This window comes from Pseudomonas sp. G3-39 (assembly GCF_054790485.1).
Map to the genome: position 1 here is coordinate 2107366 of NZ_CP186497.1, position 24005 is coordinate 2131370.

Sequence of the window (24005 nt, forward strand, 5' to 3'; positions counted from 1 at the left end):
CCAAAATGTAGGAGTGAACTCTGTGGTGAGGGGATTTATCCCCGATGGACTGCGAAGCGGTCCCGGCTTTTCTGGGGGTGCTTCGCGCCCCATCGGGGATAAATCCCCTCGCCACAGGGCTCACTCCTGTAAGTGGGAAGGGTTTATTCCCCGCGAATGTACTGCTCCAACTGCTTGATCAGCTCCGCCTGTTCGGCAATCGCCTCTTTCACCAGGTCGCCGATCGACAGCAGACCGATCAGCTTGCCGTTCTCCACCACCGGCAAGTGGCGCAGGCGTTTGTCGGACATGATGCCCAGGCAAGTGTCGACGGTCTGGTGGGTGTCCACGGTGATGACGTCCTTGACCATGATGTCGCGCACCGGTGTGCCCACTGACGAGCGCCCGTGCAGCACCAGTTTGCGTGCGTAATCACGCTCACTGATGATGCCGACCACTTTGTCATCTTCCATCACCACCAAGGCCCCGACGTTTTTCTCGGCCATTTTCATCAGCGCTTCGAGCACCATGTGACCGGGATCGATATGGTGCACTTCCTGATTTTTCTGATCTTTGAGCTTGAGCAGTTGGGCGACGGTCTTCATGGCGGTTACTCAGGTGTTGTCGTTGTTATTCAAGCATCGTAGACCCTTGCGCGCAGGGCAAGGTGGCAAAGCGGCAGATAGCACGCAAAAAACGTCATTTCCCGAAAATACCTACCCCTGAGCCTGTGCAAAGGGAAACCTTGTGGTGAGGGGATTTATCCCCGATGGGCTGCGAAGTAGCCCCAAACTCATGAAGCCGGATTTTTCTGACATATATCACTGGATGGCTTTGGGCCTGCTACGCAGGCCATCGGGGCGGTGCGACGTTTCGCTAAATCCCCTCACCACAGGGAATGGGGTTATCCCTTGAACGGCAGCGTAGAATGCCCCTCTGATTCAATTCCTGAGGTTGCAGTGGTGGATTTACAGCAGGGCTTCGTCCTGACCCGGCATTGGCGCGATACCCCGGCGGGCACCGAAGTCGAGTTCTGGCTGGCGACCGATGCCGGGCCGCGCCGTGTGCGCCTGGCGCCGCAGACGTCAGTGGCGTTTATCCCCGCTGCTCAACGCGAAGCGGCCGAACGCCTGCTGCACGACGAAAAGAACGTCGAACTGCGCCCGCTGGCCCTGCAGGATTTCGAACATCGCCCGGTGCTCGGACTGTATTGCCAGCAACACGGCCAGTTGATGCGCCTGGAAACCGCGCTGTCCCGCGCCGGTGTCGATGTCTTCGAAGCCGACGTGCGTCCGCCCGAGCGCTATCTGATGGAGCGTTTCATCACCGCACCAGTGCTGTTCGGCGGTAGCGCCGACGCTGACGGCGTATTGCTCAACGCTCAACTCAAACCTGATCCAAAATACCGACCGCAACTGCGCCTGGTCTCGCTGGATATCGAAACCACCGAAACCGGCGAGCTGTATTCCATCGCCCTCGAAGGTTGCGGCCAGCGTCAGGTGTACATGCTCGGCGCGCCCAACGGTGACGCCAGCATTGTCGACTTCGATCTGGAATATTGCGACTCGCGCACCGTGATCCTGAAGAAGCTCAACGACTGGTTCGCCCTCCACGACCCCGACGCGATCATCGGCTGGAACGTCGTGCAGTTCGACCTGCGCATCCTTCACGAACACGCGCGACGCCTCGGTGTACCGCTGAAAATCGGCCGTGGCGGTGAAGAGATGCAGTGGCGCGAACACGGCAGTCGCACGCACTACTTTGCTTCGGCGGCGGGGCGGCTGATCATCGACGGCATCGAATCGCTGCGTTCGGCGACCTGGAGTTTCCCCTCGTTCAGCCTGGAAAACGTCGCCCAGACCTTGCTCGGCGAGGGCAAGGCGATCGACAACCCGTACCAGCGCATGGATGAAATCAACCGCATGTTCGCCGAGGACAAACCGGCGCTGGCCAAGTACAACCTCAAGGACTGTGAGCTGGTCACGCGGATCTTCGCCAAGACCGAGCTGCTGACGTTTTTGCTCGAACGCGCCAGCGTTACCGGCCTGCCTGCGGATCGCAGCGGCGGCTCGGTGGCGGCGTTTACCCATTTGTACATGCCGCTGATGCATCGCCAGGGTTTTGTCGCGCCGAATCTGGGCACCAATCCGCCACAGGCCAGCCCCGGCGGTTTCGTCATGGACTCCCAGCCGGGGCTGTACGAGTCGGTGCTGGTGCTCGATTACAAGAGCCTGTATCCGTCGATCATCCGCACTTTTCTGATCGACCCGGTGGGCCTGATCGAAGGCCTGCAACACCCGGACGATGCCGATTCGGTACCGGGTTTTCGCGGCGCACGGTTCTCGCGCACCCGGCATTGCCTGCCGTCGATTGTCGCGCGGGTCGCCGAGGGCCGCGAGACCGCCAAGCGCGAGCACAACGCGCCGTTGTCGCAAGCGCTGAAGATCATCATGAACGCCTTCTACGGCGTGCTCGGTTCCAGCGGCTGCCGGTTTTTCGATACGCGTCTGGCGTCGTCGATCACTCTGCGCGGCCACGAGATCATGTTGCGCACCCGTCAGCTGATCGAAGCGCAGGGCCACGCGGTGATCTATGGTGACACCGACTCGACTTTCGTCTGGCTGCGTCGTGCGCACGGTCAGGAGGAAGCGGCACAGATCGGTCAGGCGCTGGTCAAGCACGTCAACGACTGGTGGCGCGAGCATGTGCGTGAGGAATACGGCCTGCAAAGTGCTCTCGAATTGCAGTACGAAACCCACTACAAACGTTTTCTGATGCCGACCATTCGCGGTGCCGAGGAGGGCAGCAAAAAGCGCTACGCCGGACTGGTGACGCGCGCCGATGGCAGTGACGAAATGGTCTACAAGGGCCTGGAAACCGTGCGCACCGACTGGTCGCTGCTGGCTCGGCAGTTCCAGCAGGAACTCTACGAGCGGATCTTCCAGCGCAAGCCGTATCAGGATTACGTGCGCGATTACGTGCGCAAGACCCTGGCCGGCGAATTCGATGAACGACTGGTCTACCGCAAACGCCTGCGCCGCACCCTCGACGACTACGAACGCAACGTGCCGCCGCATGTGCGTGCGGCGCGGCTGGCCGACGATTACAACGCGCAGCACGGGCGCCCGCGGCAATACCAGAACGGCGGCTGGATCAGTTACGTGATCACCCTGGCCGGGCCGGAACCGCTGGAAGTGCGCCGCGCGGCGATCGACTACGACCATTACATCACCCGCCAGCTGCAACCGGTGGCGGACGCGATTCTGCCGTTCGTCGATGACGATTTCTCAACCCTGATCGGGGGACAACTGGGCCTGTTTTGAGTCCAGCAGTTGCAGGGTCCATTCATCGAGGATGCCGTGGAAGTAGCGCTCCAGCGCCTGAGCGAACGGGCAATCTTCGGCGCTGAACTGCGCAAACAGGGTCATCGAGGAGTGGAATTTCAGGTCGTCGGGGTGGCCGAAAATCTCGGCAATCGAGCGCTGACGGATGTTCAGCACCAGCTGCGTGCAGGTGCGCAGCCGCGCACCGAGCAGGTCGTGGGCCAGATAGGCCCGCGCCTCGTCGGCGGATTGAATGGCGAAGCGCCGGGACATTTCGCTGCCGCCCAGCCCGGCGAACTGCGGGAACACAAACCACATCCAGTGGCTACGCTTGCGCCCCTCGTCGAGTTCACGCTGGACCCGTTCGAAAACCGGGTCCTGCGCCTGGACGAAACGCTGCAGATTGAACGGGTCGTACTGATCAGTGCTTCTCATGACGAAGCCCTCGCCAACGGCCAGCGACTCAGACCATCGCCAGCCGCTGCTTGCGTTGTGGCGCTTTGAATACCTGATCCAGCGCCGCCAGATCCCCGGCATCCAGTTGCAACTGCGCCGCTTGTGCATTGAGTTGCACATGTTCCGGTCGCACAGCCTTGGGAATCGCAATCACACCATCCTGACGCAGAATCCACGCCAGTGAAACCTGTGCCGGGGTCACGTTGTGACGAGCGGCAATCTTGTTCAGTACCGGTTCGGCGAGCATCGCGCCGCCCTGACCGATCGGGCAGTACGCCATCAACGGCATACGCTGTTGTTGGCACCATGGCAGCAAGTCGAATTCGACGCCGCGCTCTTCCAGGTTGTACAACACCTGATTGGTGGCGCAGGCAGGATTGGCCAGCTCTTCGAGGTCATCGACGTCGAAATTCGACACGCCCCAACGGCCGATCTTGCCGTCCTCGCGCAGGCGTTCGAAGGCTTCGACGGTTTCTTCCAGCGGATACTGGCCGCGCCAATGCAGCAGATAGAGGTCGATGTAGTCGGTGTCGAGCCGGCGCAGACTGCGCTCGCAGGCTTGCGGGATGCCTTTGCGGCTGGCGTTGTGCGGATAGACTTTGCTCACCAGAAACACCTGATCACGCAGACCGGCAATGGCTTCGCCGACCACGCTTTCGGCACCGCCCTCGGCGTACATTTCCGCCGTGTCGATCAGAGTCATGCCGAGTTCGATGCCTTGGCGCAGCGCGGACACTTCACGCGGGTGCGCCGAGCGATCTTCGCCCATGCGCCAGGTGCCCTGGCCGATCACTGGAACCTGCACGCCTGCCAGTTCAAGGGTACGCATTCAAACCTCCTGTGCTGATGGTCGATACCTTAGTGGGCAGCAGGATAGCGCAGGGGTTCCAATGGAGGTCGATGAACCTGTGGCGAGGGGATTTATCCCCGATGGGCGCGTAGCGCCCCCAAGAAGTAGGGTTGCTGCGCAATCCATCGGGGATAAATCCCCTCACCACAAGACCGGTGTTACTTAGCGGAGAACTTCAGGACTACGCTGTGGTTGTAAGTCTGCCCCGGATCCAGCCGCGTGCTCGGGAAGTCCGGCTGATTCGGCGCATCCGGATAGTGCTGGGTCTCCAGGGTAAACGCACCCCAGTGCGGATAAACCTTGCCACCCTTACCCTTGACCGTGCCGTCGAGGAAGTTACTGGTATAGAACTGCACACCCGGTTCGCTGGTGAACAACTGCAAATGCCGCCCTGACTGCGGATCGCTGACCTCGGCGGCGACTTTGCTCACATCACCTTTGGTACCCAGCACCCAGTTGAAATCGAAGCCACCCTGTTTCGGCTCGGCGAATTTCAGCTGCGGGTGATCGGCCTTGATGTGCGTACCAATGGCGGTGGGTTTGGTGAAGTCCATTGGTGTGCCGGCCACTGGCGCCAGTTCGCCGGTCGGGATCAGTTTGCCGGTGACCGGGGTGTAATGGCTGGCGTGCAAGGTGGCTACCTGCTTGAGGATGTCGCCATTGCCGGCACCGGCGAGGTTGAAGTAGCTGTGGTTGGTCAGGTTGAGCACGGTCGGTTTATCGGTGCTGGCCTTATAGTCGATGCGCAACTCGTTGCTGTCGGTCAGGCGATAGGTCACCTGCGTTGTGAGATTGCCGGGGAAGCCCATTTCACCGTCTGCCGACAGATAGGTGAGGGTCACGCCGACGGAATCCTTGTCCTTGGTTTCCTGCGCTTTCCAGACCTTCTTGTCGAAACCCTGAGTACCGCCATGCAAGGCGTTGGACTTGTCGTTCTGCGGCACCTGATAGCGCTTGCCGTCGAGTTCGAACGCGCCGTCCGCGAGGCGATTGCCGAAACGGCCGATGGTCGCGCCGAAATACGCCGTGCCTTTCTGGTAACCCTGAACATCGTCGAAACCCAGCACCACATCGGCTGCTTTGCCGTGTTTGTCCGGCACCAGCAGCGATTGCAGGGTGGCGCCGTAGGTGATGACGGTCGCCTGCATGCCGTGGCTGTTGCGCAGGATGTATTGCTCGACGGGCGTGCCGTCATTGGTTTTGCCAAAGGCTTTGTGTTCGGCGCTGAGGCCGGCCGCGTTGGCGGAGAGGGTGGCGATCATCAGGGACAGTCCGAGGCCGGAGAGCAGGTGACGTGATTGAAGCATGGTTGACCTTCCTTTTTGTTGTTGTTTTCAAAACAGGGTAATAGTCATGCTAATTGTGGGTTGAGTCAGAATTTATAGCCGGTTAAAGGTTTAGTGCAAATATAAAGTCATACTAAATAGTTGCCGAAGGTCGGGAAATCGTGCCTGCGCTGCACTTTTCCGGATTCGGCGGCTCTATCCATGGCCAGGATGCGGCGACGCCCGCCGCACAGGAATGTGCCCGTTCGAGAATTCATGCCGAGAGTTTTTCACCCGATCGCCCGATTTTTTCGCCGCCCGTGCCTGTTGCTGGCCTGTCTGTCATCGCTGTTTGTCAGCGGTTGCACGCACCAGACCGGCAACGGTTTCATCGCTCAGATGCGTGACGGTCAACCGCAGGAATTCCTGCAGACCAGCGTCGATCGTATGGCCACGTTGGCGATGCGCGACAACCTCAACAGCCTTTATCGGTTGATGGGCAAGCTGTATTTGCGCAACCCGGAAGAACTGCGCAAGTCGGGCTTCCTCGACATCAACACGGCGGTGAAACAGGTGCGCCTTGCCGTCGAGCAGCAGCAACCGTTACCGGTGTTGGGCGGGCGCAAAGATCTGGCGGCGCTCAGCTATGCGATGAGTCCGGAGTTTCTCGGGGATCGGGTCGGCGCCTTCATCTATGCCATCGGCAGCATGCTGGTTACCGCCCACGGCAATCGCATCGAGTTCTACATGACCGATGCAATCAACCCGACCTTCGTCCACAACGCCGCGCGCAATATCGAGAAAGCCACGTGGATTCTGGCCCAGCGCCAGAACAAGGAGGGACAGCCGCTGCTGTTCTCCAATGAAATCTCGGAGGAGGGCAGCAACCTGAGTTTCGCCACCGAGTTCGGCAAGATCGTCGCGCGGCTCGACCTGCTGGCGCAGATGCTTGATGAGCGCTACCGGCGCATCGGCCTGAACTACGCGCAGAGTCTGCTGTTCCTGAATTTCCTTCCGGTGCAGTAAGTGCGGAGATCCAATGTGGGAGCGAGCCTGCTCGCGAAAGCGATCTACCAGGCGCTGAATCTCTGATAGATCCACCGCATTCGCGAGCAGGCTCGCTCCCACATTGATCAAATTGTGCGTGGGATTTTTGTATACAATCCATCGCTACTATTGATCCAAAGGGAGCTGCACCTGTCATGACCGACTCCGCAAGCACCGAATTCAACCGTATCGACCGCGCCACCCGCACAGAAAAACTGCCCTATGCCGCGTTGCTGGCCTTCGCCATGACCGGCTTCATCGCCATCCTCACCGAGACCCTGCCGGCCGGGCTGCTGCCGCAGATCGGCGCCGGGCTTGGGGTCAGCGAAGTGCTCGCCGGGCAACTGGTGACGCTGTATGCGCTGGGCTCGATTGTCGCGGCGATTCCGCTGACCGTCGCCACCCGGGGCTGGCCACGGCGGCGGGTACTGTTGATGACGGTTGGCGGGTTCCTGGTGTTCAACACCGTGACTACGTTCTCCAGCCATTACGGCTTGACCTTGGCGTCGCGGTTCTTGGCCGGGATGGCGGCAGGGCTGTCGTGGGGAATCATGGCCGGCTACGCCCGTGGCATCGTGCCGGTGCACCAGCAGGGACGGGCGTTGGCAATCGCCATGCTCGGCACCCCGGTGGCGCTGTCGCTGGGCACCCCGGCGGGAACCTGGCTGGGCAACCTGATCGGTTGGCGCGCTTCGTTCGGGATCATGTCGGCGCTGGCGTTGGTGCTGGCGGCGTGGATTGTGCTGGCGGTGCCGGATCGTCCGGGTCAGGCCAGCGCCGAACGCCTGCCGTTGCTGCAATCGCTGCGTCTGCCGGGCGTACGGCCGGTGCTGTTCGTGGTGCTGACCTGGATGCTTGGGCACAACATTCTCTACACCTACATCGCGCCATTCCTGATGCAGGCCGGGCTGGCCGAGCGCGTCGATCTAGTGCTGCTGGTGTTCGGCCTGTGTTCGCTGATCGGGATCTGGATCATCGGCCTGCTGGTGGACCGCTGGTTGCGCTGGCTGACGCTGATCAGCCTCGCGGTGTTTGCCGTGACCGCACTGGTGCTGGCGCTGATATCCCCGTCACCGTGGCTGATCTACACCTGCATGGCCGTGTGGGGCCTGTCATTTGGTGGTTCGGCGACGTTGCTGCTGACCGCTGCGGCGGATTCGGCCGGCGAGCATGTGGACGTGGTGCAAGCGATGCTCACCACCTCCTGGAACGTGGCGATTGCCGGCGGCGGCCTGTTTGGCGGGTTGTTGCTGGATCGGGCGGGCGCGATGTCGTTTCCGTGGGCGTTGTTGATCCTGTCGCTGATCGCGCTGGCGACGGTGTGGATCAACCGGCATCACAGTTTCAAACCGGGCCGGCGCGTGCACTGATCTACCTGGCACCATAGAACCCCTGTGGGAGCGGGCTTGCTCGCGAAAAGGGCGTGTCAGTCGATATCTACGTGAATGACACGCCGCCTTCGCGAGCAAGCCCGCTCCCACTCAGATAAAGGCGGTGTGGCTGGAAGGCATAACGATAGACCGCATCGATATATGTGGTTATATGAAAAATCGCTATGCTGCGGGCCAGATTTTTCCTGTCGTTTTTCTGGACGTCTTAATGGAATTGGCAAATTTCGGCCTGGTGATTGCCGGGCTGGTGGTGGGTTTTATTGTCGGCATGACCGGTGTCGGCGGCGGTTCGTTGATGACGCCGATCCTGCTGTGGTTCGGCATCAACCCGGCAACAGCGGTGGGCACCGACCTGCTGTACGCGGCCATTACCAAATCCAGTGGCGTGCTGGTGCACAAAAAGAACAACAACATCGACTGGGCCATCACCGGATGGCTGACCCTCGGCAGCGTGCCGGCAGTCGCCATGACTTTGTGGTTTCTCAGCACCCTGCACACCGCGCCCGAGGCGATGAACGCGATCATCAAACAGGCCTTGGGCTTCGTGCTGTTCGCCACGGCGCTGGCGATTCTGTTCAAGAAGCGCCTGCTCGAATTCGCCCACAAACGCGCGGGCGGCAACTACAACCCGAGCGGCGCGCGCCTGAATGTAATGACGGTGATCACCGGGCTGATCCTCGGCACCATGGTCGCCCTGACCTCGATCGGCGCCGGCGCCCTCGGCACGGTCGCGCTGTTCATCCTTTATCCGCTGCTGCCAACCCGGCGCCTGGTCGGCACCGAAATCGCCCACGCCGTGCCGTTGACCCTGGTTGCCGGTCTGGGCCACGCGAGCATGGGCAACATGGACTGGGGCGTGCTGGGCTTCCTGCTGATGGGTTCGTTGCCGGGCATCTGGCTGGGCAGTCACCTGACCGGGCGCATTTCCGATGAATTGCTGCGCCCGTGCCTGGCGACCATGTTGCTGTTGATCGGCTACAAACTGGCGTTCTGATCCCGGCTCGATCTTTGAGCCGGACAAAACCTGTGGAGGAATCTCAGCTCGTAAAGGTGTACTTCATGATCGTCACCGGCAGGTCTTCGTAGACCAGATCCTCGACCACCTCCCAACCCAACCGCGCATACAGTGCTTGCGCCGCATCGGTGTACAGATACAACGTCTGTACGCCCGACGCCCTGGCTTCTTCGACAATCCGATTGACCAGCTGCGAAGCAACACCGCGTCCACGTTCCTCGGCCTTCACATAAACCCCGGCCAGCCAAGGCGTCAGCTCGGGACGGATCTTCATGTCGCTGTCGATCAGCAGCGCGCCACCGAGCAATCTGCCGTCTTCAATGGCCACCACCACGCTGGGAACCGCACCCTTGCCGCAGGCCGCGCGCATCCGCTCGGTGCGGGCTGCAAGGGTGTCGCCGTCACGGAATTCGCCCCATTCCTTGAAATTGAGTTCGGCGAGTTCCTCAATCAAATGCGGGTGATCGCAAAGGTAGTCGATGTGCATGGGTTGAACTCCATTTCGTGGGCAGAATGACCACCCTAATGCGCTCATAAAAGGTAATCAAATCCGCGTCACGATTATGCCGATGCAGTTGCGCAATGACGTGGCTGACCTAAGCTTCTGACAAGGCGAAACATATTTGCCGGGCACGACCCCGGAACAATCGCCGCGATGCGCAATCATTAGAGCGTGGATATCAAAAGGAGATGCGCATGCTCATCAGGTCACTGACCCTGACACTCTTGCTGGCGATTGCCGGCCCCTTGTTCGCCGCTGACAATGACTCGCCCATAGCCGGGGATATGGGACGGGCCCGACCGTTGATTGTAATCGCCCAAAGCACCGTCGACCCGGTGTGGGTGGGGTTGAAAAAGTCGCTGGAAGATCCGGCGAACAAGAAGGGCGTCGCCGACCGCAACATCAAGGTCTACACCATCCTCAATATGGCCGGACAACTCGATGGCAAGGATCTCGGCCAGCAAGACACCATGGCTTTGCTGCGGTCGCTGAAACTCGGTGCTGGTGCGTATCCGAAAGTGTTCCTGCTGGGCAAGGACGGCGAAACCAAACTGTCGGCCTCGGGCGATGAAGCGAAATCGGTGGACCTGAAGAAAATCTTCGACACGGTTGATGCACTGCCGGCCAGCGAAAAGGAAATCAGCGCACCGACGGTCGCTGAAACCAAGGCCACCGCCGCCGAACCGGCAGCCAAGAAAGGCGAGAAGGGCGCCAAGGCGAGCAAACCGGCGAAACCGAGCAAGCCACCGGAAATGCCGGATGATTGATGGCATGGCCTGAATCAAAAAAAATGGGCGACCTCTGCAGGTCGCCCATTTTTATTGCCCGCCCAAAAAGATCGCAGCCTGCGGCAGCTCCTACATGGGATCGGTGTAGGAGCTGCCGAAGGCTGCGATCATTTGATTTTCAGTCGGCTAAAGCGCTGAGGATCGTGTGAGCAATCTTCACCCGCTCCGGAATCGGAAAGTTCTTGTTCGCCAGAATCACCACGCCGACCTCCTTCGACGGCACAAACGCCACGTAGGTCCCGAAGCCACCGGTAGAGCCGGTCTTGTTGATCAGCACATTTTTCGCCTGCGGCTGTGGCGGGTTGAGCCATTGCACCTTGTGCGGCTGCATGGCCATTTCCGTGCTGTTGCCGGCCAGCAAGCGGTCGAGGCTGATCGGGTAACGGTACATTTCCCAACCCAGGCCCTGGGTCATGTTGCCGACGCTGTAGTAGCCGGTGTGGGTGTTGGCGATGGCTTGTTGCAGCGGCGTTTCAAGGCTTGCCGGTTTCAGGTTGGCCTGCACGTAACGCAGCATGTCGGCGGCGCTGGTTTTCACGCCGTAGGCTTCTGAATCCATGGCGCCCGGGGTGACGCGCACCGGTTGGTTGTTCTTGTCGTAGCCCTGCGCATACAGGTTCATTTGCGCCTTCGGCACCTGCAGATAAGTGTGCTGCAGGCCGAGTTTCGGCAGCAGGGTTTCGCTCATCGCCTGATCATAGGGCTGACCGAGGGTCTTGGCGGCCAGATAACCGAACAGGCCCAGGCTCGGGTTGGAATACAGGCGATGGCTACCGGCCGGGAAGCTCGGTTTCCACTGTTGGTAGTAGCCGAGCATCTTCTCCGCCGAATCCCACTGGCCAGGGAATTGCAGCGGCAGGCCGCCGGCGCTGTAGGTGCCCAGTTGCAGCACGCTGATGTTGTCGAAAGCGCTGCCCTTGAGTTCTGGCCAGATCTGGCTGGCTTTGGTCGACAGGTCCAGTTTGCCCGTCGCCTGCGCATAGCCGGCCAGGGTCGCGGCGAAGGTTTTGCTCACCGAGCCGATTTCGAACAGGGTGTTTTCGCTGACTTTCTGCCCCGTGTCCTTGGCGGCGACGCCGTAATTAAAGTAATGCGGTTGGCCGTTGATGGTGATGGCGACGGCGAGGCCGGGGATGTTCTGCTGCTGCATCACCGGGGTGACGGCTTTGTTCACCAGCGCTTGCAGTTGCTCGTCGCCGGGTGTGGCGGCCATGCACGCGGTGGCGCCGAAAAACAGGCCGAAAGCGCTGCAGCAAATGACTTTGCTCGGGTTGATGAAGGACATGAGTGAACCACTCTCCATGAGTGTTGAGGGTGATATCCCGCTACACTGCGGGCGATTTTGTTGTTGGGCAGCTGATCAGCGCCGACAATTTAGGCAGTCTGGCACTCGTCGACAAACGATGATATTTCGGATGAGCCATTAGAAAAATTTGGGACTGGGCATGATTCGACCTCAACTGCCGCTCAATGCACTGCGCGCGTTCGAAGCTTCGGCGCGTCATCTGAGCTTTACCCGTGCCGCGGTGGAGTTATGCGTGACTCAGGCGGCGGTGAGCCATCAGGTGAAAAGCCTCGAAGCGCAACTCAACGTCACCCTGTTCAAACGCCTGCCCCGCGGGCTGATGCTGACCAGTGAAGGCGAGACCCTGTTGCCGGTTTTGACCACGTCGTTCGATCATATCGCGCAGATGCTCGAGCGGCTGGCCGGCGGTCAGTATCGGGAAATGTTGACCGTGGGTGCCGTCGGAACCTTTGCGGTCGGTTGGTTGCTGCCACGGCTGGCAGACTTCCAGGCGAAACATCCGCTCATAGATTTGCGGCTGTCGACTCACAACAACCGGGTCGACGTCGCCGCTGAGGGGCTGGATTACGCGATTCGTTTTGGCGCCGGAGCGTGGCACGGCATCGAGGCCACGCGCCTGCTCGATGCGCCATTGTCGGTGTTGTGCGTGCCGGAAATTGCCCGGCAGTTGCACACCCCGGGTGATCTGCTGCAACAGCGCTTGCTGCGTTCCTATCGCACCGATGAATGGCCGGAGTGGCTTCACGCCGCCGGCCTGGCGACCCACGCGGCGCCGCCGCAAAGCATTGTGTTCGACTCATCGCTGGCGATGATGGAGGCCGCGCTGCAGGGCAGCGGGGTGGCGTTGGCACCGCCGCTGATGTTCGCCCGGCAACTGGCGGCGGACGTGATTCGTCAGCCGTTTGCGATTGAAATCACCACCGGCAGTTATTGGCTGACGCGCTTGCAGTCACGGCCGGAGACGGCGGCGATGACGGCGTTCAAAAACTGGCTGCTGCAAATCTCTGCCTGACACAAATCCCACCCTGTGGGAGCGGGCTTGCTCGCGAAGGCGGTGTGTCAGTCAATATTTGAGTTGAATGACACTCAGCCTTCGCGAGCAAGCCCGCTCCCACATTTGAAGTACGGTGAGCTTGAGAATGTCAGCGCACCAGACACGGCCGCTTGTTATCGAACGTCCACCCCGGTATCAAAAACTGCATCGCCACGCTGTCATCCCGCGCGCCGAGACCCATGCCTTTGTACAGTTCGTGGGCCTTGGCCAGCTGATCCATGTCCAGCTCCACCCCCAGCCCAGGTTTCTGCGGCACTTGCACGTAACCGTCGACAATTTGCAGCGGGGCCTTGGTCAGGCGCTGGCCGTCCTGCCAGATCCAGTGCGTGTCGATGGCGGTGATGTCGCCCGGTGCCGCCGCCGCGACATGGGTGAACATCGCCAGCGAGATATCGAAGTGATTGTTGGAGTGTGAGCCCCAGGTCAGGCCCCATTCATGACACAGCTGCGCGACACGTACCGAGCCTTGCATGGTCCAGAAGTGCGGGTCGGCCAACGGAATGTCCACCGACTGCAACTGAATGGCGTGGCCCATCTCGCGCCAGTCGGTGGCGATCATGTTGGTCGCCGTCTTCAGCCCGGTGGCGCGGCGGAACTCGGCCATGACTTCGCGCCCCGAGTAACCGTTTTCCGCACCGCAGGGGTCTTCGGCGTAAGCCAGCACGTGATGTTGATCGCGGCACAGGCGGATCGCTTCTTTCAGTGACCACGCGCCGTTCGGGTCGAGGGTGATGCGTGCCTCGGGAAAGCGTTCGGCCAGTGCCGTCACGGCTTCGATTTCCGCGTCGCCGCTAAGCACGCCGCCTTTGAGTTTGAAGTCCTGGAAACCGTATTTTGCCTGGGCCGCTTCAGCCAGACGCACCACCGCCTCGGCGCTCATGGCCTTCTCGTGACGCACGCGGAACCAGTCGTTGTCGGCGTCCGGTTCGCTGCGGTAGGCGAGGTTGGTCTCGCGTTGATCGCCGACATAAAACAGATAACCGAGCATCTTCACTTGGTCGCGTTGCTGGCCTTCGCCGAGCAACGCCGCGACCGGCACGTCGAGGTGTTGCCCGAGCAGGTCGAGCAGGGCGGCTTCGAGTCCGGTGACCGCGTGGATGGTGATGCGCAGGTCGAACGTCTGCAGGCCACGGCCGCCGGCGTCACGCTCGGCGAAGGTCTGGCGCACCTGATTGAGGATCTTCTGATAGTTGCCGATTGTGCTGCCGAGCACCAGGCTGCGGGCATCCTCCAGCGTCTGGCGGATGCGCTCGCCACCGGGCACTTCACCGACGCCAGTGTGGCCGGCGTTGTCCTTGAGAATGACGATATTGCGGGTGAAAAACGGCCCGTGGGCGCCGCTCAAGTTGAGCAGCATGCCGTCGTGGCCGGCCACTGGAATCACCTGCATGTCAGTGATGATTGGCGCTTTGGCAGTGTCGTGTGCGGTCATGTTTTTATCCTTGTCAGCATCTTTAAAAAGGAAGTCATGCGTGCTTTGGCGCGGCCTCGGCCACGGCGAGGTCAGCAGCGGGTTTCGGGGTGGTGCGTGCAGCGAAGACGATGATCGCGGCGATGATCGAGGTCGCGGCCAGGCCGTAGAGGCCGCCCTGAATCGAGCCGGTGTGTTCTTCGAGCAGGCCGAAGGTGGTCGGCGCGACGAAGCCGCCGAGGTTGCCTACCGAGTTGATCAGTGCGATCACTGCCGCGGCGATCCGTGCATCCAGATAGGCCTGCGGAATCGGCCAAAACAACGATGAGGCGGACTTGAAGCCCAGCGCGGCAAAACAGATCGCGACAAAGGCGAAGATCGGCCCGCCGGTGGTGGACATGAACATCCCTGCTGCGGCGATCAACAACGCGGTGGCGACCCAGGCTTGCTGGTGCTTCCACTTGGCCGAGAAAGCGGCGAAGGCGTACATGCCGACGATCGACAGCAACCACGGGATCGAGTTGAACAGCCCGACCTGGAAGTCACTCATCTCACCCATTTTCTTGATGATGCTCGGCAGCCAGAACGTCGCGGCGTAGATCGTCAGTTGAATGAAAAAGTAGATCAGGCAGAACAGGACGATTTGCCGGTCCCTGAGCAGTTTGCCCATTGATGGGCGGATCGGCGTCGCGGCTTCGCGGGCCTTCTGTTCATCGTCGATGGCGTTGACCAGTGCGTCCTGTTCGGCGCGGGTCAGCCATTTCGCGTCATGCGGTTTGGCGTCGAGCCAGAACCAGACGAACACGCACAGCCCCACGGAAAACATGCCCTCGATGAAGTACATCCATTGCCAGCCGTGCATGCCGAGGCCGTTGATCTGCAAGAGCAGGCCGGACAACGGGCCGGAGATCAGCGAGGCGACTGCCGACCCGCTGAGGAAAATCGCGATGGCCTTGCCGCGTTCGGCGCCGGGTAGCCAGCGGGTGAAGTAGTAGATCACCCCGGGAAAGAACCCGGCTTCGGCCACGCCGAGCAGAAAGCGCAGGATGTAAAAGTGCGTTTCGTTCTGAATGAACGCCATGCCGGCGGCGACCAGGCCCCAGGTGAGCATGATGCGGGTCAGCCAGATACGCGCGCCGACTTTTTGCAAAAGCATGTTGGACGGCACTTCGAACAGCGCGTAACCGATGAAGAACAGACCGGCGCCGAAGCCGTAGGCGGCAGCCCCGATGCCCAGGTCATGTTCCATGTGAGTGCGGACGAAACCGATGTTCACCCGGTCAATGTAATTGACGATGAACATGATCACGAAGAGCGGCAGGACGTGGCGTTTCACTTTCGAGATGGCGGACGCGAGTGTCGAATCGACGCCCTCGTTCATCCCGGAGACGGAGGTTTTCACTTGGTTTTCTCCCACTGATTATTTTTATGCGGGGTAGGACTGGGTGCTGCGTTGTTGATAGACATCATACAACTGAGATTTTTTGTCCTACAAGTGGGGCGTAGCGATTAAATTTGTCTGGTGGGTAGATTTCTTATTTCTTTTTAGCGATTTCCCCCGTTTTTATTGGGATAGATTGCTTGTGTCAGACGCGTTTCATAGTTTTTCATGTCAAGGTTCAAACAGATCAGCCACCGTACCTACTCCGGTTTTTTTCGTTTTATTGAGTGTTGTCATACAAGTTGAAGGCGGTTTCGGCGCTAAAATCGACTCGTCAGCCATCACGCAGTGCTACGATCGGCAAGCCCCGAAGACCGGAACCGAACATGCAAGAAGACCTCGACGCCCCCGCGCCCAAACGCGCGCACAACCTCGCACACGATCTGGTGGAGAAGCTTACCCAGAGCATCCTGCTTGGCCAGTTGTCGCCCGGCGACAAGCTGCCGTCGGAGAACGCCATCGTTCAGGAGCACGGTGTCAGTCGCACGGTGGTGCGCGAGGCGATTTCCAAGTTGCAGGCGTCGGGCCTGGTCGAGACGCGGCACGGCATCGGCAGTTTTGTCATCGAGCGCGCTGCCGAGCAGGGCTTGCGCCTGAATGTCGACACCGCGCTCGGCGTGCGCAGCATTCTTGAATTGCGCATGGGCCTGGAGACGCAAGCTGCGGCGTTGGCGGCGCTACGGCGCAGCGAACAGCAATTGCTGCAGATGCGTCAGGCGCTGGATGACTATCAGCGTCTGCTGGACAGCAATGACAGTTGTGTTGAGGCTGATCGACGTTTTCATCTGCTGATCGCCGAGGCCACCGGCAACGTCTGCTTCAGCGAAATCATGCAGCACTTGGGCAGCGCGATGATTCCACGTCAGCGGCTCAATGCCGCCGAGCGTGGCGCGGCGGATCTGAGCAAGCTGGGGCAGTTGGCCCATCTGGAGCACGAAGCGATCCTGAATGCGATCAAGCGTCAGGATCCGGACGCGGCGCGCGCGGCCATGTGGCTGCACCTGACCAACAGCCGCGACCGTTTCAGTGCTCAAGGCTGATTGCCGTTGGTCTGCTCGATAGCACGGCGTGCAGAGGCACGCTTCCAAGCTGTATGGCCCGGGTTCTCCGGACCTCCTTGGTGAGGTGTGTCATGGCTAATGATTTGCTGTTTCAGGGTGGTGTGCTGCCGACCGATCCAACCCGTCCGGTGCCCGGCACGGATGAGCCGACACTGGCCGATCACGATGCGCCGCCGGGCATGAGCCCGGGACGTGATCCGTTGAGTGATGCCGATCGGCCGGAAGACTGGAAGGACCCGGCGGCTGACGATGATGATGTGCCGCCAGCGGATGAGCCGACTCCGTTGTCGGATGACAGGCGCTGAGGCTAACCCGGCACGAGATATTTATAGTCTGCGCCGGCCCGTTCGCGAGCAAGCTCGCTCCCACAGGTAGAACGCATCCCCCTGTAGGAGTGAGCCTGCTCGCGATGGGGTCATCAGCCTCAGTAAAAACCTCGATCAGACCTCAACTGGTCGACCCTCCACCCGCCGCTCCAGATTCAACGCCAGCACACTGATCAACACCACCGCCGACCCCGCCAGCACCATCAGCGTCGGTCGCTCGCCCAATCCCAGCGAAGCAATCCCCATCGCCGTCGGTGGTATCAGGTACAACGTCATCGTCGCCCGGCTCAAGTCCACATGTTTGAGCACAAAGCCCCAGGCCAGATAGGCCAGTGCACTGGGAAATACCCCCAGTGCCAGCACTGCCCACTGCACTTGCAGCGGCGCTTGCAACACCGCCGCACCCAGCCCCGGCAGATAAATCAGCAACAGCAGCGTCCCCGACCACACCGCATAACACGCCAGACTGAAGCCGTCATAACGCCGGGCGTGGTGTTTTTGCAGGGCGAAGTAAATGCTCCATGACAGCGCCGCCAGCAGAATCAGCAAGCCATGCGCGTCGATCTGCCCCAGGCCCCGATCGGCGCTGACCACGATCACTACCCCGACCAGTCCCAGCAACACGCAGCCCCATCGCCAGACACTGACCTGATCCTTGAACACGTAACGCGCCAGCAGCGTACTGAACAGCGGGCTCGACTGCGCCAGTACGCTGGAGGCGCCGGCACTGACGCTTTGCTGGCCGATGTTCAGCGCCACGTGATGCAGGCTGACGGCAAAAAATCCCAGGGCGAACAACAGCGGCACATCGCGCGGTTGCGGCAGGCGAATGCCCTTGAACGCCGCGATCACGGCCATGAACAACGACGCCAGGAGAAACCGCAGCAATGCCAGATGCCCGGGGTCGTAGGCTTGCAGGCCGATGTGAATGCCGGTGGGTGAATAGGCCCAGCAGCCGACCACGAAGGCCATGGCCAGAATGATTTTCAAGGGAGAAGGAGACGGCATGATCGGCGCACCGCAAGGGTTGATGCGCCGAGTATCCGGGCGGTCAACAAGTCTCCACAACTGACTTATACTGCGCTGAATGTTCACTTTGAGTGATGAGTATGGAGCTGGCGCAGATCCGCATGTTCAAGACCGTGGCTGACGATGGCAGCATTGCCCGCGCCGCGGAAAAATTGTTTTGTGTGCCGTCGAACATCACCGCACGGATCAAGGCATTGGAAGCTGAACTCGGTGTGGCGCTGTTTCTGCGCGAAGGACGCGGGCTGCGGATCAGCCCGGCGGGGCAGACGTTTCTTGCGTATGCCGAGCGGATTCTGGCGCTGACCGCCGAAGCCAAGCGCGCGGTGGATCCCGCCGCCGAACCGTCCGGCCCGCTGCGTATCGGCGCGATCGAGTCCTCGGCCACCGGGCGTTTGCCGCGGCTGTTGGCCAAGTTTCACCAACGCTATCCGCAGGTGGCGCTGGAGTTGACCACTGGCACCTGGGGCCAATTGCTCGACGACACCGTCAGCCATCGCCTCGACGGTGCGATCGTCGCGGTGGACGTCGAGCGCTCGCAACTGAAACGCACGCCGATGTACCGCGAGGAGCTGCTGCTGATTGCTTCGACGTCGTTCGGCCCGGTGCGTGACATCCACGACTTGCAGGATAAAACCGTGTTCATGTGGCCGCAGGGTTGCCCGTATCGGGCGGCGCTGGAGCACTGGTTGTTGCGTCAGGGGCAGGCGCTGCCGATTGTCAGCCTGGCGAGTTACGGGGCGATTGTCGGTTGCGTGAGTGCTGGCGCCGGGGTGGCCTTGGTGCCTAAAGGCGTGTTCGAGCAATACGCCAAAGGCGCTGGCTGCGTGGGCTATGAGTTTCCCGAACTGACGGCGATCGACAACCTGTTTTACTGGCACGAAAACGCCGGGGTACACCCGGCGCGTGAGGCGTTCGTGGCGATGTTGCGCGAAGAATTCCTCTGACCCCGCTACACCCGCATTCCCTGTGTAGGAGCTGCCGAAGGCTGCGATCCTTTGATCTTGTTCTTCAATAACAAAGTCAAAAGATCGCAGCCTTCGGCAGCTCCTACTTGGGAGGGGGTCAAGGAGTCAGGTCGCGCATCAGCAGGCCAAAGCGCAAATCCACCGCATCCGGAATCGGCAGGTAAACCGTGTGCCCGTCGCCGGGGGCGACTTCAATGGTTTCACCCTTGGCACTCTGCAACTGGTGCAGGTCGAAGTGGAAATTACCCTTGGGTGTCATCAGTTCCAGATGATCGCCCAAGGCAAAACGGTTCTTCACTTTGACCTCGGCCAACCGGTCGCGGCGCTCGCCGGTCAGTTCGCCGACGAACTGCTGACGCTCTGACACCGAGCTGCCGTTCTGATAATTCTGGTATTCGTCATGTACATGGCGACGCAGGAAACCTTCGGTGTAGCCGCGCTGGGCCAGTGATTCCAGATCGGTCATCAGACTGCGGTCGAACTCGCGCCCGGCCATCGCATCATCAATTGCCCGGCGATAGACCTGGGTGGTGCGCGCGCAATAGAAGTGCGATTTGGTCCGGCCCTCGATCTTCAGCGAATGCACGCCCATGCGCGTCAGGCGTTCGACATGCTGCACCGCGCGCAGATCCTTGGCGTTCATGATGTAGGTGCCGTGCTCGTCTTCAAAAGCGGGCATTAGTTCATCGGGGCGATTGGCTTCCTGCAGCAGAAACACCTGATCGGTCGGCGCGCCGATGCCCAGGGTCGGCTCCGGCTGGAAGGTCTGCACGATCTCGCCGAGCTGGTTTTCCGTGGCTTGCTGCGCCGAATACTTCCAGCGGCAGGCGTTGGTGCAGGTGCCCTGATTCGCGTCGCGCTTGTTCATGTAGCCCGACAGCAGGCAGCGCCCGGAGTAGGCCATGCACAGCGCACCGTGGACGAACACCTCCAGCTCCATGCCCGGTACCTGTTCACGGATTTCACCGATTTCTTCCAGCGACAGCTCCCGCGACAGAATGATCCGGCTCAGACCTTGTTGCTGCCAGAACTCGACGCTCGCCCAGTTCACCGTGTTGGCCTGCACCGAAAGGTGGATCGGCATCTGCGGAAAATGCCGGCGCACCAGCATGATCAGGCCGGGGTCGGACATGATCAGCGCGTTCGGCGCCATCTCGATCACTGGCGCCAGATCCTTGAGGAAGGTCTTCAGTTTGGCGTTGTGCGGGGCGATGTTGACCACCACGTAGAAGCGCTTGCCCTGGGCCTGCGCCTCGCGAATGCCGAGGGCGAGGTTGGCGTGGTCGAATTCGTTGTTGCGCACCCGCAGGCTGTAGCGCGGCTGCCCGGCATAGACCGCGTCGGCACCGTAGGCGAAGGCGTAGCGCATGTTCTTCAGGGTGCCGGCAGGGGCGAGCAATTCCGGGGCGGCGAGGGGGAGGTCTGGCTTCATGGCGGCATCGGTCGCAAAAGCGCGGCAGGGTAGTGCAGTGGCAAGTGCGGTTTATTGATCTGGATCTACGTTTGAGTGCGTGGACTTTATCTGTGCAGAAAGGGCACAGATCATGTGCCGGTTTCACTGTGTTCGGTGCGGCGGTGGCTGCTTAAGATTCGCTTGTCAAATCAACCGAGGCAGGACTTTCCCATGCAGAACTTTACTCGCCGCTTTCTCACCGCTTGTGCATTTTCCGGTGTAATGGCCAGCAGCGCAGCGATGGCCGACAACCACCCGACCATTCGGGCATTGTCCGGCGCTACACCGGTCGATCATCTGCCAGCGGGCAAGTCTGCGCTGGTGGTGATCGACTTCCAGAATGAATATTTCAGCGGCCGGATGCCGATCCCGGACGGTGCCGCTGCCCTGGCGAAAACCCGAGAGCTGATCACCTTTGCCGACAGTCACAAGATCCCGGTGTATCACGTGCAGCACGTTGCCCCGGCCGGCTCGCCAGTGTTTGCCATCGATGGCCAGACCGTTAAATTTCACCCGGACATGCAGCCGCGCCCGCAAGACGTGGTGCTGCAAAAGAGCACCGTCAGCGTGTTCGCCAGCACCGACCTTGACCAGCAATTGAAAAAGGCCGGCATCCAGACCCTGATCATTTCCGGCCTGATGACCCACGCCTGTGTGGCGGGTGCCGCACGGGACGCCGCGCCTTTGGGCTACAACGTGATTGTCGCGTCCGATGCCTCGGCGACCCGCGCCATCACTCGCGCCAACGGCGTGTCTATCGACAAGGATTCGCTGCACAAGGCCGCGCTGGCGGAAGTCGAAGACACCTTCGGCGACGTGTTGAGCACTGCGCAGATCGTCAAACTGCCGGTGCGCTGATTAGCCGGGCTGCATCGTCCAGGCAATCTATGCTCCATGAACAAAGATGGCACTCGCGCGCGCCCCGGCTGACTAAGGTTCGGGGCGTGCGAGACGCCTGACTGACATGGATCGGACATGAACGAAAAAACCCTGCAATTCAAATCCCTCACCGTGCTGTTGCTATTGGTGACGGTCGCCTTCATCTGGATTCTGTTGCCGTTTTACGGTGCGGTGTTCTGGGCGGTGATTCTCGGCATTCTGTTTGCGCCGATGCAGCGCAAGTTACAGCTCAAATTCGGCTGGCGGCGCAACCTGACAGCGCTCTGCACTCTGGGCATCTGCCTGGTGATCGCGATTCTGCCGGTGATCATCCTCAGCATCCTGTTGGTCCAGGAAGGCGCGACGCTGTACAACAACATCGAAAGCGGCCAACTGGACATCGGTGCCTATCTGGCACAGTTCAAACACAGTTTGCCCCCTTACTTTCAGCATTTGCTCGATCGCTTCGGCATGGGCGAACTCAACGGTCTGCGCGAGAAAATCGTCAAGGCGTCGATGCAGGGCAGTCAGGTGCTGGCGAGCCAGGCGTTCAGTTTCGGCCAGGGTACGTTCGAGTTCGTGGTCAGCTTTGGCATCATGCTGTACCTGCTGTTTTTCTTTTTGCGTGATGGCGCCGAGCTGGTGCGCAAGGTACGCACTGCGGTGCCGTTGGAAGAGAGCCACAAACGCCGTTTGCAGTTGAAGTTCAATCGGGTGGTACGCGCGACGGTCAAGGGCAACCTGGTGGTGGCGGTCACTCAGGGCGCATTGGGTGGGGCGATTTTCTGGTTTCTCGACATCCCCAGCGCGTTGCTGTGGGCGGTGCTGATGGGCTTTCTGTCGCTGTTGCCGGCGGTGGGTGCGGGAATCGTCTGGGCGCCGGTGGCGGTGTACTTCCTGCTCAGCGGGATGATCTGGCAGGGCGTGGTGCTGGGGCTGTTCGGGGTGTTTGTGATCGGTCTGGTGGACAACGTGCTGCGCCCGATTCTGGTCGGCAAGGACACGCGCATGCCGGATTACATGATCCTCATCTCGACCCTCGGCGGCCTCGCGGTGTTTGGCCTCAACGGTTTCGTGATCGGGCCGCTGATCGCGGCGCTGTTCATGTCCAGTTGGGCGCTGTTCATCGAGACCAAACCGAAAGTCCAGTTGCCTTAAGCGTGGAATGGGCGGCTGACGATTTTCTGCGACAGGGCCTGCGCCGCGGGCAGCGAAGTGAGCGGGCCGCTGATCGGCTCGCCATCGCGCACCAGATACCAGCAGGCGAGCAATCCCGACGCTCTGAGCGATGCGGGAACAGCGCTGCCGATTACCGACATGATTTGAACCTGAGCCATGACAAGTACCTCCATCAATCTGTGGAGCTACCTTATGGATTCGTTGCGCTCAGGGACAATCAACGCTTTCGATAGTGGTCATTGATCACAGTGAGGACTGCATCAGTCGACAACCTGGTCGAGCATGTGCACCACTTCGCGCTCATTGAGCAGGCCCTTGTGCACGAGATTCTCCGCCAGCAGCGAAAGAAACTTGGCGCAGCGGTGGCCTTCCAGGTGTTTCAGTTCAGTCAACGCGCTGTACACCTTGCTTGAAGTGCACAGACCGACGATGCGGTGCGGATTTTGTGTAGGCATGGGTCGTCCTTGTTTTTATCAACCTGTTGTTTACGGACGGATTCAGATTGCGGTTCCGTCATGACAAATAGATGACCGTTCTGTGTTTTGCCCCCAACGGTCAAGTCCATCATGCCGACTTTAGCTGCTGGAACTGTCCTCACAGCGACCTTGGCGAGATTTTTTCAGACTCTGCCCGACCGACGGTCATAAAAAAGCCCCGCTATAAAGCGGGGCTTGTTGGTTGCGATTACCAGCGCGGGCCACCGTAGTAGCCGTGTGGCCGGCCGTAGTAGCCGCGTGGTGGGCCGTAGTAGACCGGGCCAGGCACGTAGACCGGTTGTTGCACATAGACCGGCGCCGGCTGGTAGTAGACCGGTGGCGGCGGTTGTTGCACATAAACCGGTGCCGGTTGAGCGTAAACAGGCTGTTGCACGTAGACCGGCCGGTCCTGGTTGATCAACGCGGAGCCGATGATGGCCGAGCCGACGATCGCACCAAACACTGCCGGACCCTGCCAGCCACCGCCGTGGGCTTCTGCCTGACCTGTGATAGCGAATGCACCAATCAACAAGGCCACGATGGGGAGTTTACGAATCATGATAATTCCTCGGTTCTTCGACCCGGCGTCCGGGCCTGCACCAGGCCCAAAGTTGTCGCGGGGATACTTCTATGACAGCGAAATTCTGAAAATCAGCACAGCCGCTGGGTAAATTTTGTGTAAGGTCTGTACCGGCTTCTTTACCGGCAGGTCAAAGGGGCTCGCAGCCCGTTGCAGACAGGCGCTTATGATCGTCCAGAACCCGATGGAATGGCTAACTCCGTCCATCCGAAAGTCCGTTTTGAAGGAG

The 24005-nt window shown here is 60.4% G+C and carries 24 protein-coding genes; 11 read left to right on the forward strand and 13 right to left on the reverse strand.

All coding sequences use genetic code 11. The features are described 5' to 3' along the window. Positions 1 to 143: 143 nt before the first annotated feature. A complete protein-coding gene (locus ACOYXG_RS09335; protein ID WP_027613875.1) occupies positions 144 to 584 on the reverse strand; it encodes a CBS domain-containing protein in 441 nt (146 codons plus the stop codon). 357 nt (positions 585 to 941) lie between these two features. On the opposite strand from ACOYXG_RS09335, the gene ACOYXG_RS09340 reads away from it, so the two are divergent. After that, on the forward strand, positions 942 to 3302 hold the full coding sequence (locus ACOYXG_RS09340; RefSeq protein WP_460357236.1) for a DNA polymerase II: 2361 nt from the start codon (positions 942 to 944) through the stop codon (positions 3300 to 3302). Here ACOYXG_RS09340 and ACOYXG_RS09345 read toward each other — a convergent pair. The 3 genes from ACOYXG_RS09345 to ACOYXG_RS09355 form a co-directional block, all read right to left on the reverse strand. After that, a complete protein-coding gene (locus ACOYXG_RS09345) occupies positions 3267 to 3737 on the reverse strand; it encodes a DUF1810 domain-containing protein (protein ID WP_007966638.1) in 471 nt (156 codons plus the stop codon). The genes ACOYXG_RS09340 and ACOYXG_RS09345 overlap by 36 nt on opposite strands. Positions 3738 to 3765: 28 nt before the next feature. Then, entirely contained in the window at positions 3766 to 4587 is an 822-nt protein-coding gene (locus tag ACOYXG_RS09350; RefSeq protein ID WP_139055752.1) for an aldo/keto reductase, read from the reverse strand. Between the two features lie 179 nt (positions 4588 to 4766). Beyond that, positions 4767 to 5915, reverse strand: a complete 1149-nt coding sequence (locus ACOYXG_RS09355) for an aldose epimerase family protein (RefSeq protein WP_460357239.1) — start codon at positions 5913 to 5915, stop codon at positions 4767 to 4769. Positions 5916 to 6149: 234 nt separating this feature from the next. Between ACOYXG_RS09355 and ACOYXG_RS09360 the strand changes: the two genes are divergently transcribed. The 3 genes from ACOYXG_RS09360 (at position 6150) to ACOYXG_RS09370 (ending at position 9305) form a co-directional block, all read left to right on the forward strand. After that, the gene (locus ACOYXG_RS09360) at positions 6150 to 6899 is read left to right on the forward strand and encodes a hypothetical protein (RefSeq protein ID WP_027613880.1); all 750 of its coding nucleotides are present in this window, start codon (positions 6150 to 6152) and stop codon (positions 6897 to 6899) included. A gap of 176 nt (positions 6900 to 7075) precedes the next feature. After that, positions 7076 to 8290 carry an MFS transporter gene (locus ACOYXG_RS09365; protein WP_460357241.1) on the forward strand — a complete coding sequence of 405 codons (1215 nt, stop codon included), beginning with the start codon at positions 7076 to 7078 and terminating at the stop codon, positions 8288 to 8290. 229 nt (positions 8291 to 8519) lie between these two features. After that, positions 8520 to 9305 carry a sulfite exporter TauE/SafE family protein gene (locus ACOYXG_RS09370; protein WP_064586898.1) on the forward strand — a complete coding sequence of 262 codons (786 nt, stop codon included), beginning with the start codon at positions 8520 to 8522 and terminating at the stop codon, positions 9303 to 9305. 43 nt (positions 9306 to 9348) lie between these two features. Here the strand turns inward: ACOYXG_RS09370 and ACOYXG_RS09375 are convergent, their stop codons facing one another. Next, entirely contained in the window at positions 9349 to 9813 is a 465-nt protein-coding gene (locus ACOYXG_RS09375) for a GNAT family N-acetyltransferase (RefSeq protein ID WP_460357244.1), read from the reverse strand. Positions 9814 to 10022: 209 nt separating this feature from the next. Between ACOYXG_RS09375 and ACOYXG_RS09380 the strand changes: the two genes are divergently transcribed. Beyond that, positions 10023 to 10595, forward strand: coding sequence for a DUF4174 domain-containing protein (locus tag ACOYXG_RS09380; protein ID WP_027613884.1), 573 nt, complete (start codon positions 10023 to 10025; stop codon positions 10593 to 10595). A gap of 139 nt (positions 10596 to 10734) precedes the next feature. On the opposite strand, the gene ampC is transcribed toward ACOYXG_RS09380, so the two are convergent. Beyond that, positions 10735 to 11901 carry a class C beta-lactamase gene (gene ampC / locus ACOYXG_RS09385; protein WP_460357246.1) on the reverse strand — a complete coding sequence of 389 codons (1167 nt, stop codon included), beginning with the start codon at positions 11899 to 11901 and terminating at the stop codon, positions 10735 to 10737. A gap of 160 nt (positions 11902 to 12061) precedes the next feature. Between ampC and ACOYXG_RS09390 the strand changes: the two genes are divergently transcribed. Next, on the forward strand, positions 12062 to 12934 hold the full coding sequence (locus ACOYXG_RS09390; RefSeq protein WP_460357249.1) for a LysR family transcriptional regulator: 873 nt from the start codon (positions 12062 to 12064) through the stop codon (positions 12932 to 12934). A gap of 130 nt (positions 12935 to 13064) precedes the next feature. Here ACOYXG_RS09390 and gudD read toward each other — a convergent pair whose 3' ends face one another. Then, positions 13065 to 14408: a glucarate dehydratase gene (gene gudD / locus ACOYXG_RS09395; protein ID WP_460357252.1), complete on the reverse strand. Its 1344-nt coding sequence runs from the start codon at positions 14406 to 14408 to the stop codon at positions 13065 to 13067. Positions 14409 to 14442: 34 nt separating this feature from the next. Beyond that, a complete protein-coding gene (locus ACOYXG_RS09400; protein ID WP_096797759.1) occupies positions 14443 to 15789 on the reverse strand; it encodes an MFS transporter in 1347 nt (448 codons plus the stop codon). A gap of 365 nt (positions 15790 to 16154) precedes the next feature. On the opposite strand from ACOYXG_RS09400, the gene ACOYXG_RS09405 reads away from it, so the two are divergent. Both ACOYXG_RS09405 and ACOYXG_RS09410 read left to right on the forward strand, forming a co-directional pair. Beyond that, entirely contained in the window at positions 16155 to 16868 is a 714-nt protein-coding gene (locus tag ACOYXG_RS09405; RefSeq protein ID WP_258679336.1) for a FadR/GntR family transcriptional regulator, read from the forward strand. A 92-nt stretch (positions 16869 to 16960) separates the two neighbouring features. Next, complete coding sequence (locus ACOYXG_RS09410) at positions 16961 to 17194, forward strand: hypothetical protein (RefSeq protein ID WP_097087777.1); 234 nt, start codon at positions 16961 to 16963, stop codon at positions 17192 to 17194. A 135-nt stretch (positions 17195 to 17329) separates the two neighbouring features. On the opposite strand, the gene ACOYXG_RS09415 is transcribed toward ACOYXG_RS09410, so the two are convergent. Next, complete coding sequence (locus ACOYXG_RS09415) at positions 17330 to 18223, reverse strand: DMT family transporter (RefSeq protein WP_460357256.1); 894 nt, start codon at positions 18221 to 18223, stop codon at positions 17330 to 17332. A gap of 101 nt (positions 18224 to 18324) precedes the next feature. Between ACOYXG_RS09415 and ACOYXG_RS09420 the strand changes: the two genes are divergently transcribed. Continuing rightward, positions 18325 to 19188, forward strand: a complete 864-nt coding sequence (locus ACOYXG_RS09420; protein ID WP_460358419.1) for a LysR family transcriptional regulator — start codon at positions 18325 to 18327, stop codon at positions 19186 to 19188. A gap of 118 nt (positions 19189 to 19306) precedes the next feature. Here the strand turns inward: ACOYXG_RS09420 and trhP are convergent, their stop codons facing one another. Then, positions 19307 to 20641, reverse strand: a complete 1335-nt coding sequence (gene trhP, locus ACOYXG_RS09425; RefSeq protein WP_460357259.1) for a prephenate-dependent tRNA uridine(34) hydroxylase TrhP — start codon at positions 20639 to 20641, stop codon at positions 19307 to 19309. 192 nt (positions 20642 to 20833) lie between these two features. Between trhP and ACOYXG_RS09430 the strand changes: the two genes are divergently transcribed. Then, entirely contained in the window at positions 20834 to 21520 is a 687-nt protein-coding gene (locus tag ACOYXG_RS09430) for a cysteine hydrolase family protein (RefSeq protein WP_460357262.1), read from the forward strand. 117 nt (positions 21521 to 21637) lie between these two features. Beyond that, on the forward strand, positions 21638 to 22699 hold the full coding sequence (locus ACOYXG_RS09435) for an AI-2E family transporter (protein ID WP_460357265.1): 1062 nt from the start codon (positions 21638 to 21640) through the stop codon (positions 22697 to 22699). On the opposite strand, the gene ACOYXG_RS09440 is transcribed toward ACOYXG_RS09435, so the two are convergent. The 3 genes from ACOYXG_RS09440 to ACOYXG_RS09450 all read right to left on the reverse strand — a co-directional run bounded on the left by ACOYXG_RS09440 (position 22696) and on the right by ACOYXG_RS09450 (position 23755). Further along, complete coding sequence (locus ACOYXG_RS09440) at positions 22696 to 22878, reverse strand: hypothetical protein (protein WP_027613895.1); 183 nt, start codon at positions 22876 to 22878, stop codon at positions 22696 to 22698. The genes ACOYXG_RS09435 and ACOYXG_RS09440 overlap by 4 nt on opposite strands. A 102-nt stretch (positions 22879 to 22980) precedes the next feature. Beyond that, positions 22981 to 23175, reverse strand: coding sequence for a hypothetical protein (locus tag ACOYXG_RS09445; protein ID WP_025108897.1), 195 nt, complete (start codon positions 23173 to 23175; stop codon positions 22981 to 22983). A gap of 229 nt (positions 23176 to 23404) precedes the next feature. Continuing rightward, complete coding sequence (locus ACOYXG_RS09450) at positions 23405 to 23755, reverse strand: hypothetical protein (protein WP_007965394.1); 351 nt, start codon at positions 23753 to 23755, stop codon at positions 23405 to 23407. Positions 23756 to 24005: the final 250 nt, after the last annotated feature.

What these genes read in the sequence shown, in the direction of transcription:
- ACOYXG_RS09350 (WP_139055752.1), bottom strand. Translation starts at nt 4,587, where the DNA reads ATGCGTACCCTTGAACTGGCAGGCGTGCAGGTTCCAGTGATCGGCCAG.
- ACOYXG_RS09430 (WP_460357262.1), top strand. Translation starts at nt 20,834, where the DNA reads ATGCAGAACTTTACTCGCCGCTTTCTCACCGCTTGTGCATTTTCCGGT.
- ACOYXG_RS09435 (WP_460357265.1), top strand. Translation starts at nt 21,638, where the DNA reads ATGAACGAAAAAACCCTGCAATTCAAATCCCTCACCGTGCTGTTGCTA.
- ACOYXG_RS09360 (WP_027613880.1), top strand. Translation starts at nt 6,150, where the DNA reads ATGCCGAGAGTTTTTCACCCGATCGCCCGATTTTTTCGCCGCCCGTGC.
- ACOYXG_RS09370 (WP_064586898.1), top strand. Translation starts at nt 8,520, where the DNA reads ATGGAATTGGCAAATTTCGGCCTGGTGATTGCCGGGCTGGTGGTGGGT.
- ACOYXG_RS09445 (WP_025108897.1), bottom strand. Translation starts at nt 23,175, where the DNA reads ATGCCTACACAAAATCCGCACCGCATCGTCGGTCTGTGCACTTCAAGC.
- ampC (WP_460357246.1), bottom strand. Translation starts at nt 11,901, where the DNA reads ATGTCCTTCATCAACCCGAGCAAAGTCATTTGCTGCAGCGCTTTCGGC.
- ACOYXG_RS09335 (WP_027613875.1), bottom strand. Translation starts at nt 584, where the DNA reads ATGAAGACCGTCGCCCAACTGCTCAAGCTCAAAGATCAGAAAAATCAG.
- ACOYXG_RS09365 (WP_460357241.1), top strand. Translation starts at nt 7,076, where the DNA reads ATGACCGACTCCGCAAGCACCGAATTCAACCGTATCGACCGCGCCACC.
- ACOYXG_RS09355 (WP_460357239.1), bottom strand. Translation starts at nt 5,915, where the DNA reads ATGCTTCAATCACGTCACCTGCTCTCCGGCCTCGGACTGTCCCTGATG.
- ACOYXG_RS09405 (WP_258679336.1), top strand. Translation starts at nt 16,155, where the DNA reads ATGCAAGAAGACCTCGACGCCCCCGCGCCCAAACGCGCGCACAACCTC.
- ACOYXG_RS09390 (WP_460357249.1), top strand. Translation starts at nt 12,062, where the DNA reads ATGATTCGACCTCAACTGCCGCTCAATGCACTGCGCGCGTTCGAAGCT.
- ACOYXG_RS09345 (WP_007966638.1), bottom strand. Translation starts at nt 3,737, where the DNA reads ATGAGAAGCACTGATCAGTACGACCCGTTCAATCTGCAGCGTTTCGTC.
- ACOYXG_RS09375 (WP_460357244.1), bottom strand. Translation starts at nt 9,813, where the DNA reads ATGCACATCGACTACCTTTGCGATCACCCGCATTTGATTGAGGAACTC.
- ACOYXG_RS09450 (WP_007965394.1), bottom strand. Translation starts at nt 23,755, where the DNA reads ATGATTCGTAAACTCCCCATCGTGGCCTTGTTGATTGGTGCATTCGCT.
- ACOYXG_RS09440 (WP_027613895.1), bottom strand. Translation starts at nt 22,878, where the DNA reads ATGGCTCAGGTTCAAATCATGTCGGTAATCGGCAGCGCTGTTCCCGCA.
- ACOYXG_RS09420 (WP_460358419.1), top strand. Translation starts at nt 18,325, where the DNA reads ATGGAGCTGGCGCAGATCCGCATGTTCAAGACCGTGGCTGACGATGGC.
- ACOYXG_RS09415 (WP_460357256.1), bottom strand. Translation starts at nt 18,223, where the DNA reads ATGCCGTCTCCTTCTCCCTTGAAAATCATTCTGGCCATGGCCTTCGTG.
- gudD (WP_460357252.1), bottom strand. Translation starts at nt 14,408, where the DNA reads ATGACCGCACACGACACTGCCAAAGCGCCAATCATCACTGACATGCAG.
- ACOYXG_RS09380 (WP_027613884.1), top strand. Translation starts at nt 10,023, where the DNA reads ATGCTCATCAGGTCACTGACCCTGACACTCTTGCTGGCGATTGCCGGC.
- trhP (WP_460357259.1), bottom strand. Translation starts at nt 20,641, where the DNA reads ATGAAGCCAGACCTCCCCCTCGCCGCCCCGGAATTGCTCGCCCCTGCC.
- ACOYXG_RS09410 (WP_097087777.1), top strand. Translation starts at nt 16,961, where the DNA reads ATGGCTAATGATTTGCTGTTTCAGGGTGGTGTGCTGCCGACCGATCCA.